Raw genomic sequence first — 12,002 nt, forward strand, 5'->3', positions numbered from 1 at the left:
CCGCCCCCCATCCGGAAGGATCCCCATGAGATCCAGAGCCGCAACCATGATCCTGCTGTCCCTCCTGTGTTCCCTGCTCTACGGATTCGCCCCTGGCACCCCCGCCCATGCGGGCACCGCAGTCGTCGAAGCGGAGTCCGCCGCGTTGTCGGGTGGTGCCGTGGTCGCCTCGGATCACGTCGGCTATACCGGTGCGGGTTTTGTGGGTGGCTATACCGATGCCAACAAGGGCACGGCGTCGACTGCTTTCTCTGTTCAGTCGGTGGTGGCCGGTTCGGGTTCGATGCGGCTGCGGTATGCGAACGGTACGACGGCGGCCATGACGCTGAGTCTGTACGTGAACGGGGCGAAGGTTCGCCAGGTCAGCCTTCCGGCGACCGCGAACTGGGACACCTGGGGCACGGTCGATGAGCCGGTGTCGTTCAACGCAGGGGCCAACACCGTGGCGTTGACGTTCACTTCCACCGACTCCGGCAACGTCAACCTCGACAACGCGGTCTTCACCACCCCCGAGCCCGGCCCCGGTGGAAGCCTGACGCACCCTGCGACGGACTTCTTCCGCTCCGGCGGGGTCACCGCGGGCAGCGGCTACCTGAGCGGGTTCACCGGCACCGGTGCCCGCGCGGTCTTCGCCGTGAACGCCACGGCCACGGGCACGCAGAACGTCAGCGTCCGCTACCGCACCTCCGGCAGCGGCAACGCCACGATCACCCTGACCGCCAACGGCACCAAGGTCCGCCAGCTTCAGCTCCCCGGCACCTCCGGTGCCTGGCGGGACACCGCCACGGACGCTCCCCTGCGCGCCGGCCTCAACACGCTGACCCTGCGCACCGAGTCCGGCGACAACGGCGCCTTCGACCTGGCCGGGCTGAACATCGCCGGTGCCGCGGCCAACGCCGCGCGGGGCGCCACCGTGCCGTACACGGCGTACGAAGCGGAGTCCGGCAGCACCAACGCCTCGGCCATCGGCCCGGACCGCACCTACCTCACCCCCGCCTCCGAAGCCTCCGGGCGCCGTGCGGTCGTCCTCGACCAGACCGGTGAGTACGTACAGGTCACGCTGGTGAAGCCGGCCAACGCCCTCACCCTGCGCTACTCCATCCCGGACAACGCCGCGGGCACCGGCACCCAGGCGTCCCTGAGCGTCTACAACGGCGGCACCCACCTCCGCGACCTGGCGCTGACCTCGAAGTACGCCTGGGTGTACGGCGCGTACCCGTACAACAACGACCCCGCGGGCGGCTCAGCCCACCGGTTCTACGACGAGACCCGTGTCCTCCTCGGCACCACCCTGCCCGCCGGAACCGTGCTGAAGTTCCAGAAGGACTCGGGCGACACCGCCCCCTCGTACACCCTCGACCTGGTCGAGACCGAGACCGCCCCCGACGCCTACTCCATGCCCGCCGGCTTCGTCTCCGCCACCACCCTCGGCGTCACCTCGGGCGACGGCGGGGACGACACGGCCTCCCTCAACTCCGCCCTCGGCACCGCGAAGAACCAGGGCAAGGGCCTGTGGCTGCCCGCCGGGACGTACGACATCTCCGGCGAGGTCAGCCTCACCGGCGTCCAGTTGCGGGGCGCGGGGGAGTGGCACACCGTGCTGCGCGGCAGGAACGGCAAGGGCGTGCTCTTCGGCCGCGGAGGCACCAGCACCGTCCAGGACCTGACGATCTCCGGCGACGTCACGTACCGCGACGACACCAACTTCGACGCGGGCATCGAGGGCGACTTCGGCACGGGCTCGACCATCCAGAACGTCTGGATCGAGCACACCAAGGTCGGCATGTGGCTGGACGCACCGACGACCGGCCTGTACGCCTCGGGGCTGCGGATCCGCGGCACCTTCGCCGACGGCGTGAACCTGCACAAGGGCACGGCCGGCACGGAGCTGTGGAACTCCTCCGTCCGCAACACCGGTGACGACGGTCTCGCGATGTACTCCGAGGCCCAGCCCGTACGCGACTGCGCCTACCGCTTCAACACCGTCCAGCTTCCGCTGCTGGCCAACGCCGCCGCCGTCTACGGCGGCAGCGGCAACCGCGTCGAGGACAACCTGCTCTCCGACACGGTGGACGCGGCCTCGGGCATCGCGATCAGCACCCGCAACTTCGGCTCGGGACCGCTGCCGTTCAGCGGACCCACGTACGTCCAGCGCAACACGCTCACCCGCACCGGCGGCTACGAACGCAACTGGGCCAGCAAGCTCGGCGCGCTGTGGATCTACGCCGACAGCTCCGACATCACCACCCCGGTGCACGTGAAGGACGTCGACATCCTCGACAGCACCTACAGCGGCACCCTGGTCAGCTGGCAGAAGACCGTCGGCGATCTGCGGCTGGAGAACGTGCGGATCCAGACCACCGGCCACTACGGCATCGAGATCAACTCCGCGGGCGCCGGCACTTTCACCGGCGTGACCGTCACGGGTGCAGCCTCCGGCGGGCTCAGCCTGGCCGGCGGCTTCACCGTCACCCGGGGGCAGGGCAACTCCGGCTGGTAGCCCGGTCGTCAGCCCACCGTTTCCGTCCTTCCGGCAGTCCCCGGGCAGCCCCCGGCAGTCCCCGGCAGCCTCCGAGAGACAAGGAGCCCTTCGTGAGCACGTCCACCCCCGCCTGGTGGCGGCACGCCGCGATCTACCAGATCTACGTCCGCAGCTTCGCCGACGGCAACGGCGACGGCACGGGCGATCTGGCCGGCGTCCGCGACCGCCTGCCGTACCTGCGGGACCTGGGGGTGGACGCGCTCTGGTTCAACCCCTGGTACGTCTCCCCGCTGGCCGACGGCGGCTACGACATCGCCGACTACCGCGACATCGACCCCGTCTTCGGTACCCTCGACGAGGCCGCCGAGCTGATCACCGAGGCCCACGCGCACGGGCTGCGGGTGATCGTCGATCTCGTCCCGAACCACTGCTCCGACCAGCACCCGTGGTTCCAGGAGGCGCTGGCCGCGGGGCCCGGCTCGGCGGCGCGCGACCGGTTCTGGTTCGCCGGCGGCGGCTCCTCCGACGAACCGCCCAACGACTGGCAGTCCTACTTCGGCGGCCCCGCCTGGACGAGGCTGCCCGACGGGGACTGGTACCTGCACATGTTCGCCCCCGAACAGCCCGACCTGAACTGGGAACACCCCGAGGTGCGGGCCGAGTTCGAGGACATCCTGCACTTCTGGCTGAGGCTCGGCGCCGACGGCTTCCGGATCGACGTGGCGCACGGGCTGGCGAAGAAGCCGGGCCTGCCCTCCGCAGGACCCGACCCCGACCCCACCGATCTGCCGTACCAGGACGTGGCCGAGGTGCATGAGATCTACCGCTCCTGGCGCAAGATCCTCGACTCCTACCCCGGCGAGCGCGTCTTCGTCGGCGAGGTGTGGCTGCCCACCGCCGCCCAGTACGCCCGCTATCTGCGCCCCGACGAGCTGCACTCGGCGTTCAACTTCGACTTCCTGTGCTGCCCCTGGGACGCCGCGGCCCTGCGCCGCGTCATCGACGCCACGCTCGCCGCGCACGAGCCCGTCGGCGCCCCGCCCACCTGGGTGCTCTCCAACCACGACACCATTCGCCATGTCACCCGCTACGGCCGCGCCGACACCTCCTTCGACATGGGCGCGCCCCGGCTGCTCGACCCCAGCGACACGGCGCTCGGCCGGCGCCGCGCCCGGGCCGCCGCCCTGCTCAGCTTCGCCCTGCCGGGCGGGGTGTACGTCTACCAGGGCGACGAACTGGCCCTGCCCGAGGTGCGGGACATCCCTGACGCACGCATCCAGGACCCCAAGTTCACCCGCTCCGGCGGCACGGACCGGGGGCGCGACGGCTGTCGTGTCCCCCTGCCATGGACGGCGGACGGCCCGTCGCTGGGCTTCTCGCGGAGCTCCGGGACGAGTGCCGGGACGAGCTCCGGGGCGAGCGCCGAGACGACGAACTCCGAGACGAACTCCGAGACGAGCGCCGGGACGTGGCTGCCACAGCCCGTCGACTGGGGCCCGTACAGCGTCGAGGCCCAACTCGCCGACCACGGCTCGGCCCTGCGCCTCTACCGGACCGCCCTGGCCCTGCGCCGGGACCGGCTGGCCGGGCTACCGGAGACCCTGGCCTGGGCGCAGTCGGCCCCCGGGACCCTGCGCTTCACCCGGGGCGACTTCACCTGCCTGGTCAACCTGGGCCGGCAGCCGGTGCCGCTGCCGCCCGGTGAGGTGCTGCTGAGCAGCGTCCCGCTGGACGACGGGAACGTGCCCGCGGACGCCTGCGTATGGCTCTGGGCCGACCGGGACCCCGGCCGAGGTGGTGATCTGCGGCCCGGCGGAGCACCCTGAAGGTGGTAACGGTGGAGGTGATCTGCATGGAGACGCTCGTCGGATGGCACGTCGACATGGAATTCGCCGAGGACGGCGACAAGACCAAGGCGGCTGCGATGGTCCGCCTCGCCGACGGCACGGAGGTCCGGGGGCACGGGAACGCCAGCCGTCACCCGTCCGATCCGGGGCAGCTCCGCGTCGGCGAGGAGATCGCGGGCGCGCGGGCGCTGATGGACATGGCACAGCAGATGCTGGAGAAGGCCCATGACGAGATCGAGGAGAGCACAGGGCGTCCGGCCCACCCCCTGACGCAGTGAGCGGAACGCAGGCGGCCCCGGCGATCGGATCGCCGGGGCCCGCCTGCGGGCGTATGCGTGTGATCAGAGACGCTCGGGCGTGCGGATGCCGAGGAGCGCCATGCCCTGCTGGAGCGTGCGGGCGGTGAGGGCGACAAGGAAGAGCCTGTTCTCCACCTGGGCCGGGGTGTCCGCCTTCAGGACCGGGCACTGGTCGTAGAACGAGGTCAGGTGCGTGGCCAGCTGGTACAGATACGCCGCGAGCTTGTGCGGCTCGTAGGACGCCGCGACCTCGGCCAGGGTCTCGCCGAACTGGTCCAGGTGCAGGCCGAGGGCCCGCTCGGCCGGGGCCAGCGCGAGCTCCGGATGGGCGGCCGGCTTCGCCTCGCCCGCCTTGCGGAGGATGGACTGGATACGGGCGTACGCGTACTGGAGGTAGACGGACGTGTCGCCGCTGAGCGACACCATCTGGTCCAGGTCGAACTTGTAGTCCCGGACCGCGGAGGTCGACAGGTCGGCGTACTTCACCGCGCCGATGCCGACGTACCGCCCGTTCTCGACGATCTCCTGCTCGCCGAGGCCGACCTTCTCGGCCTTCTCGCGCACGACGGCCGTCGCCCGCTCGACCGCCTCGTCGAGCAGGTCCTCCAGGCGCACCGTCTCGCCCTCACGGGTCTTGAACGGCTTGCCGTCCTTGCCGAGGACCGTGCCGAAGGCGAGCTGGACGGCCTTGACGTCGTCGTTCAGCCAGCCGGCCCGGCGGGCGGTCTCGAAGACCATCTTGAAGTGGAGCGACTGGCGGGCGTCCACCACGTACAGCAGCGTGGTCGCGCCGAGGTTCTGCACGCGGTCGCGGATGGCGGAGAGGTCCGTCGCCGCGTAGCCGAAGCCGCCGTCGGACTTCTGGACGATCAGCGGGACCGGGTTGCCCTCGGGGCCCTTGACGTCGTCGAAGAAGACGCACAGCGCCCCGTTGGAACGGACGGCGACGCCGGACTCCTCCAGGAGGCGGCAGGTCTCGGTCAGCATGTCGTTGTAGCCGGACTCGCCGACGACATCAGGATCGTTGATCTCCATGTCGAGCTTGTCGAAGACCGAGTAGAAGTAGATCTTCGACTCGTCGACGAAGCGCTGCCACATGGAGCGGGTCTGCTCGTCCCCCGCCTGGAGGTCGACCACCCGGCGGCGGGCCCGGTCCTTGAACTCCTCGTCGGAGTCGAAGACGGCGCGCGATGCCTTGTACAGCCTGTTCAGGTTGGACATCGCCTCTTCGCCGGAGACGGTGGCCTCGTCCGTGTGGTCGAGCTCGTGGGGGTGCTCGATCAGATACTGGATGAGCATGCCGAACTGGGTGCCCCAGTCGCCGATGTGGTGGCGCCGGACCACCTTCTCGCCGGTGAACTCCAGGATCTCGACCATCGCGGCGCCGATCACGGCGGAGCGCAGATGGCCGACGTGCATCTCCTTCGCCACGTTCGGCTGCGCGTAGTCGATCACGGTCGTGCCGGCGCCGGTGGCGTGCGGAACGCCCAGGCGGGCGTCGGCGGCGCGGGCGGCGAGGGTCTTCACGATCGCCTCGTCGGTGATCGTGATGTTGAGGAAGCCGGGGCCCGAGACCTCGATGTCCTTCAGCAGGCCATCGGCCGGGAGCGCGTCCACGACCTTCGTCGCCAGCTCGCGCGGGTTGCCCTTCAGCTTCTTGGCGAGCGCCAGGATGCCGTTGGCCTGGAAGTCGGCCCGGTCGCTTCGTCGCAGCATGGGATCGGCGACACCGGCCTCCGGCAGGGCTGCCGAGAGGGCGTCCGCGAGGCGCTGCTGCACGGTCGAAGCGAGGGAAGGGACCGAGGCCATGAGCTTCCGTTCCTGTCAGTGGATGGGTGGTGCTTATTCGGTAGTCAAGTCTCCCACGGGTGAGCAAGCTGTTTCTTCCACCTGGACGGGGCTGTGGACAACGTCGGGCCGAGGGCTGTGGACAACCCTGGGGTCGGCTGTTCCGTCTGGGAGAATGGCTAGCGCCAGTTTCGACAGAACCAGCCAGACCAAGGAATCAAGGGACGTGCCGACCGTGGCTCAGAGCAGCACCGAGACCGACTGGGTCTCCCGTTTCGCGGACGATGTCATCGCCGAGTCGGAACGGCGTGCGCCCGGGAAACCGGTCGTGGTTGCCTCTGGCCTGTCTCCGTCCGGCCCCATCCACCTGGGCAATCTCCGCGAGGTCATGACCCCGCACCTGGTCGCGGACGAGATCCGCCGGCGTGGGTTCGAGGTCCGGCATCTGATCTCCTGGGACGACTACGACCGGTACCGCAAGGTGCCCGAGAGCGTCCCCGGCGTCGACAAGACCTGGGCCGAGCACATCGGCAAGCCGCTGACGTCGGTCCCGGCCCCCGACGGCTCTCCGCACGCGAACTGGGCGGAGCACTTCAAGGCCGCCATGGTCGAGTCGCTCGCCGAGCTGGGCGTCGAGTACGACCCGATCAGCCAGACCGAGCAGTACATGTCCGGGGTGTACCGCGAGCAGATCCTGCACGCGATGAAGCACCGTGGTGCGATCGACGGGATCCTCGACCAGTACCGGACCAAGGCCAAGGCCCCGTCGAAGAAGCAGCAGCAGAAGCCGGCGGACGAGGCCGAGCTGGAGGCCGCCGAGGGCTCCGGTGCGGCGAGCGAGGACGACGGCAGCGGCGGCTCCGCGGGGTACTTCCCGTACAAGCCGTACTGCGGCAACTGCGAGAAGGACCTGACGACCGTCACCGAGTACATCGACGCGACCACCGAGCTGACGTACTCGTGCACGGCGTGCGGCTTCTCCGAGACGGTCCGGCTGAGCGAGTTCAACCGCGGCAAGCTGGTCTGGAAGGTCGACTGGCCGATGCGCTGGGCCTACGAGGGCGTGATCTTCGAGCCGAGCGGTGTCGACCACTCCTCCCCGGGGTCGTCCTTCGTCGTGGGCGGTCAGATCGTCCGCGAGATCTTCAACGGTGTGCAGCCGATCGGACCGATGTACGCCTTCGTGGGCATCTCCGGCATGGCGAAGATGTCGTCGTCCCGTGGCGGTGTGCCGACGCCCGCGGACGCGCTGAAGATCATGGAAGCGCCGCTGCTGCGCTGGCTGTACGCGCGCCGCAAGCCCAACCAGTCCTTCAAGATCGCCTTCGACCAGGAGATCCAGCGGCTCTACGACGAGTGGGACAAGCTGGAGTCCAAGGTCGAGGACGGGTCCGTGCTGCCGGCCGACGCGGCGGCGTACTCGCGCGCGGTGCGCACCGCCGCCGGTGAGCTGCCGCGCACGCCGCGGCCGCTGCCGTACCGCACGCTCGCCTCGGTCGTCGACATCACCGCCGGCCATGACGAGCAGACCGTGCGGATCCTCAGCGAGCTGGACCCGACGAAGCCGCTCGCCTCGCTCGACGAGGTGCGGCCGCGGCTCGACCGCGCGGAGAACTGGATCACCACCCAGGTGCCGGCCGACGCGCGCACGATCGTCCGTTCCGAGCCCGACACCGAGCTGCTCGGCTCGCTCGACGAGGAGGCACGGACGTCGCTGCGGCTGCTGCTGGAGGGCCTGGACTCCCACTGGTCCCTGGACGGCCTCACCACGCTGGTCTACGGAGTACCGAAGGTCATGGCGGGCCTGGAGCCGGACGCCAAGCCGACGCCCGAGCTGAAGGTCGCCCAGCGCTCCTTCTTCGCGCTGCTGTACCGGCTGCTGGTCAGCCGTGAGACCGGCCCGCGACTGCCGACGCTGCTGCTGGCGGTCGGGGCGGACCGGGTGCGCAAGCTGCTCGGGGCCTGACACGAAGGGCCTGGGGGCTCGGCCCCCAGGCCCTTGATGCGGCGCCCTGACGGCGCCGGCTGTCGCGCCGGCGGCGCCGGTCCGCCACGCGCCCGCTACGCGATGTGGTCTTCCATCAGCTCGTTGTTGAACCGGACCGTGAACCGGTCCATGTACTGGTTCACCTCGCGAGGCGGGAGGCGCAAGCCGTACGTGACCTCGACGTTCGACGCGAAGGCGCCGGGCGTCGGCATGCCCTCGCCCGCTATCGACTGCCGGAACACCTGGTACAGGTTCTCGTCCGAGGGCAATGCGTCCTGCACGCCCTCCCCCAACGGACGTGTGCCACCCGCCCCGTTCGGTACCTGGAACTTCGGCTCCGGTGCCTGGTCCGGCACCGGCTCGGGCGCCGGGGCCTGCTCGTACAGCGGCTGCTGCTCGGCGCGCGGCCCGGGAATGGCGTCAGGGCCGGGAAAGGCGTCCGGGCCGGAGGGGACCGCCACCGGGGTCGGCTCCAGGCCCTCCACGTACGTCGGGTTGTACGCGGTCTCGTACGCCTCCTGAGGCGCCTGCTGCGCGTGGAACCACGGGCTCTCGTGCGGGCCGGGGCCGACGTCCTGCGGCAGCTGCCCGTCCTCGGGGTGGGCCTGCGGGTACTCCTGGGGCCATTCCTCGCGCGGTGCCTGGGGCGCGGGCAGCTGCGGCGCCGCCGCGGGTGCGGTGACCGGGTCCGGCGCGTTCGTCGAGCTCGCCGGGTTCGCCGGGTTCGGCGGCAGCAGCGCGGGCTCGATCCCGGCGGCGGCCAGCCCGGCCGGGGCCGTCTCCGCCAGCGGGACGCCGTACTTCGCAAGCCGCAGCGGCATCAGCGCCTCGACCGGCGCCTTGCGCCGCCATGAGCGCCCGAAACGGGCCTGGAGGCGGGCCTGGTAGATCAGCCGCTCCTGCTCCAGCTTGATGACCTGGTCGTAACTGCGCAGCTCCCACAGCTTCATGCGCCGCCACAGCAGGAACGTGGGCACGGGCGAGAGCAGCCAGCGGGTGAGCCGCACGCCCTCCATGTGTTTGTCGGCGGTGATGTCCGCGATCCGGCCCACCGCGTGCCGGGCGGCCTCGACGGCGACCACGAAGAGCACCGGGATGACGGCGTGCATACCGACGCCGAGCGGGTCGGGCCAGGCGGCCGCGCCGTTGAACGCGATCGTCGCCGCCGTCAGCAGCCACGCGGTCTGGCGCAGCAGCGGGAACGGTATGCGGATCCACGTCAGCAGCAGGTCGAGGGCGAGCAGCACACAGATGCCCGCGTCGATGCCGATGGGGAAGACCAGGGAGAAGTTGCCGAAGCCCTTCTTTTCCGCGAGCTCGCGCACCGCGGCGTACGACCCGGCGAAGCCGATGCCGGCGATGATCACCGCGCCGGCGACGACCAGGCCGATGAGTATCCGGTGCGTGCGTGTCAGCTGCATCGCGGCCACCCGCGATCCCCTCCCGATATCCAGTCCCGGATCGAATTCCGGTGTCCGGGCCACGGCCCTTGGCGCCCGCGGGCGCGGGCCAAGCCTGGCACATCATTGCGGAGCCCGGGCCTCCGGGGAGGAGGTCCGGGCCCGTGCCCGGCTCCCCGCCCAGGCCAAGGCCCGGAAACGCTGTCCGGATCGCGACGGAGCGATCAACGGCCGTTGCCGCACCTACCGGTTGGGACGCGCGGCCGACAAGGGCCGGCGGCCTACTTGTTGGCCGTCGCGACCGAGGCCGCGGCCTCCTTGGCCGCCTTCATCGCATCCTTCATCAGATCCGCGGCGTCCGGGGTCTTGGCCCCGGCGTAGCCCGCGCCGTTGTAGCCGAGCGTGACCACGACGTTCCCCGTGCGGGCGACGATCGTCGCGTACTTGAACGTCTCGTCCGTCTTGCTCAGGTCGTAGCTGATCGCCGTCGCCTCGTCGCCGACGCCCGCGGCGGGCGACGTCTTGACGTTCTTGGCGTCCTCGGTGGCCTTGTTCTTCGCGACTTCCTTCGCGTACGCCTCCTTGGCGCGCTTCTCGCCGCTGCCCAGGCCGGACTCGGACTCGTACCGCAGGAAGGCGACGTCGAGCCAGCGGTAGTTCGAGCCCTTGACGCCCTTGTCCTCAAGGCCGTTCCAGGAGCAGCCGCCGCGGGCGCCGGTGTCGCTGGAGGTGCCGGCCGTACCGGCCTTGTTCTTCGCCTTGGGGACCAGCTCCAGGACCGTCTTCGAGGCGATCGCCTTGCACGGCTCCGGCAGCTTGGCGAACTTCGCGGGCTCGACCGCCGCCACCGACGGCTTCGCTCCGGTGGAGGCCCCCGAGGGGGTGTCCGAGCCGGATGCCTTGTCCGAGCCGCTGCCGGAGTCCGAGGAGCAGCCGGCGACGACGAGCATCACCGGGATGGCGGCGCTGGCGAATATGCGGGTGAGTCGCGGGGCTGATCGGTGCATGGTTCCTTCAGTCGGTCGGTTGCGTCGTACGGTCGGCCGGCCCGGAGCCGTCCGGTGGTCGGCCACGGTACGCCGACACGTTACGTCGCCGGGGGCGTCCCGCGGGATCGGGAACCGGAACCTGTCCGTCCTTGCGGACGGCCGCCGAAGCCGCCGCCGGGGGCCCCGACCGCGCCCTAGTCGTTGAAGCGCTCGGCCAGATTCCGGGCCAGGGCCTGCGCCTTTTCCTGCAGTTCCTTGCTGTCGGGGATCACGGTGGTCAGGGCGGGCTGCTCGACGTACTCGACGGTGACGATCACGTTCGATGTGCGGAACACCACGCTCACGGTGCGGTGCTGCGCCGTGGATCCGGCCCGCGTCAGGGCGTCGTCGAGGAAGGCCGCGTCGGCGAGGCCGTCGAGCTCGCGGGGCTCCAGGCCCTCGGGGGTGCCCGCGGTGCCGGAGGGGGTGACCACGGGGGCGACGGCGCCCGACGCGCTCGCGGCGCCCGACGCGCCCGCACCCTTGCCGCTGTCGGCTCCGGCTCCGGCTCCGGCGCTGGGGGGCGGCGTCGAAGGGCCGCCGCTCGGGGAACGGGTCCCCTGGACCTGCTCGTCGCGCGGGTCGGCGGGGGAAGGGAGCTGTGCCGCCTCCCGCTTCCCGGCGTAGACCTCCTGCGCCTTCGAGTCGTCGCTGACGGCCGGGTCGTACGAGACCACGCGCTCGACGTCGATCCGCAGCTGGTGCGAGGCGTCCGGTGCGTCGGCCTTCCAGCTGCACCCGACGCGCCGGTCGGTGTCGTACGTGACGGCGGCCGTCCCCTTGTACACCTTCTCCTGCTGCTCCTCGGGCAGCTGGGCGGCGCCGGGGAGGAGGTCCCTGAGAGTGGAGCGCTCGACCGCGCCACAGGGCTCGTAGAGCGTGCGGTACTTGCCCGGGGCCGCCGCGGCCGGGACCTCGCCCGCCTTGGTGTCGGGGGCCGAGCCGTCGTCGCCTGATCCGGCACTGCAGCCGCCGACGAACGCGACGAGAAGCGCCGCCAGAGCGGTTGCGTACGCCTTTCGCTGCACGTGCCGAGCTCCTTCTGTCACGGAAATGCGGTTGCCGCCGGATGCGGGCCGATGGACACAATGTCTATCGCACGCGCGGCTGTGAACGCCGGTCGGATGTCTCCTTTGCTGACCTTGGCGCCGGTTTTGCGTTTTCTTGCTTT

At 70.7% G+C, this 12,002-nt stretch carries 8 protein-coding genes; 4 read left to right on the top strand and 4 right to left on the bottom strand.

Annotation, left to right across the window (positions count from 1 at the left end; all coding sequences use genetic code 11):
- The first annotated feature begins 25 nt into the window (after positions 1-25).
- The 3 genes from KK483_RS20550 to KK483_RS20560 all read left to right on the top strand — a co-directional run bounded on the left by KK483_RS20550 (position 26) and on the right by KK483_RS20560 (position 4,607).
- A complete protein-coding gene (locus KK483_RS20550) occupies positions 26-2,500 on the top strand; it encodes a carbohydrate-binding protein (protein ID WP_262006670.1) in 2,475 nt (824 codons plus the stop codon).
- 92 nt (positions 2,501-2,592) lie between these two features.
- Positions 2,593-4,308 carry a glycoside hydrolase family 13 protein gene (locus KK483_RS20555; protein WP_262006671.1) on the top strand — a complete coding sequence of 572 codons (1,716 nt, stop codon included), beginning with the start codon at positions 2,593-2,595 and terminating at the stop codon, positions 4,306-4,308.
- 26 nt (positions 4,309-4,334) lie between these two features.
- A complete protein-coding gene (locus KK483_RS20560; RefSeq protein WP_242329157.1) occupies positions 4,335-4,607 on the top strand; it encodes a DUF1876 domain-containing protein in 273 nt (90 codons plus the stop codon).
- Between the two features lie 63 nt (positions 4,608-4,670).
- Here KK483_RS20560 and argS read toward each other — a convergent pair whose 3' ends face one another.
- Positions 4,671-6,437 carry an arginine--tRNA ligase gene (argS, locus tag KK483_RS20565; protein WP_262006672.1) on the bottom strand — a complete coding sequence of 589 codons (1,767 nt, stop codon included), beginning with the start codon at positions 6,435-6,437 and terminating at the stop codon, positions 4,671-4,673.
- Between the two features lie 205 nt (positions 6,438-6,642).
- On the opposite strand from argS, the gene lysS reads away from it, so the two are divergent.
- Positions 6,643-8,382, top strand: coding sequence for a lysine--tRNA ligase (lysS, locus tag KK483_RS20570; RefSeq protein ID WP_262006673.1), 1,740 nt, complete (start codon positions 6,643-6,645; stop codon positions 8,380-8,382).
- A 95-nt stretch (positions 8,383-8,477) separates the two neighbouring features.
- Here the strand turns inward: lysS and KK483_RS20575 are convergent, their stop codons facing one another.
- The 3 genes from KK483_RS20575 to KK483_RS20585 form a co-directional block, all read right to left on the bottom strand.
- Entirely contained in the window at positions 8,478-9,824 is a 1,347-nt protein-coding gene (locus KK483_RS20575; RefSeq protein WP_262006674.1) for a DUF2637 domain-containing protein, read from the bottom strand.
- Between the two features lie 260 nt (positions 9,825-10,084).
- Positions 10,085-10,810, bottom strand: a complete 726-nt coding sequence (locus KK483_RS20580; protein ID WP_262006675.1) for a DUF3558 domain-containing protein — start codon at positions 10,808-10,810, stop codon at positions 10,085-10,087.
- 176 nt (positions 10,811-10,986) lie between these two features.
- A complete protein-coding gene (locus KK483_RS20585) occupies positions 10,987-11,859 on the bottom strand; it encodes a DUF3558 domain-containing protein (protein WP_262006676.1) in 873 nt (290 codons plus the stop codon).
- Positions 11,860-12,002 lie beyond the last annotated feature (143 nt).

Origin of the sequence: Streptomyces sp. FIT100 (assembly GCF_024584805.1) — a bacterium.
In the GTDB taxonomy this organism is placed as follows: domain Bacteria; phylum Actinomycetota; class Actinomycetes; order Streptomycetales; family Streptomycetaceae; genus Streptomyces.

Bases quoted from the DNA above. Each gene is read 5' to 3' on its own strand.
- KK483_RS20550 (WP_262006670.1), top strand. From the start codon at position 26: ATGAGATCCAGAGCCGCAACCATGATCCTGCTGTCCCTCCTGTGTTCC.
- argS (WP_262006672.1), bottom strand. From the start codon at position 6,437: ATGGCCTCGGTCCCTTCCCTCGCTTCGACCGTGCAGCAGCGCCTCGCG.
- KK483_RS20575 (WP_262006674.1), bottom strand. From the start codon at position 9,824: ATGCAGCTGACACGCACGCACCGGATACTCATCGGCCTGGTCGTCGCC.
- KK483_RS20580 (WP_262006675.1), bottom strand. From the start codon at position 10,810: ATGCACCGATCAGCCCCGCGACTCACCCGCATATTCGCCAGCGCCGCC.
- KK483_RS20560 (WP_242329157.1), top strand. From the start codon at position 4,335: ATGGAGACGCTCGTCGGATGGCACGTCGACATGGAATTCGCCGAGGAC.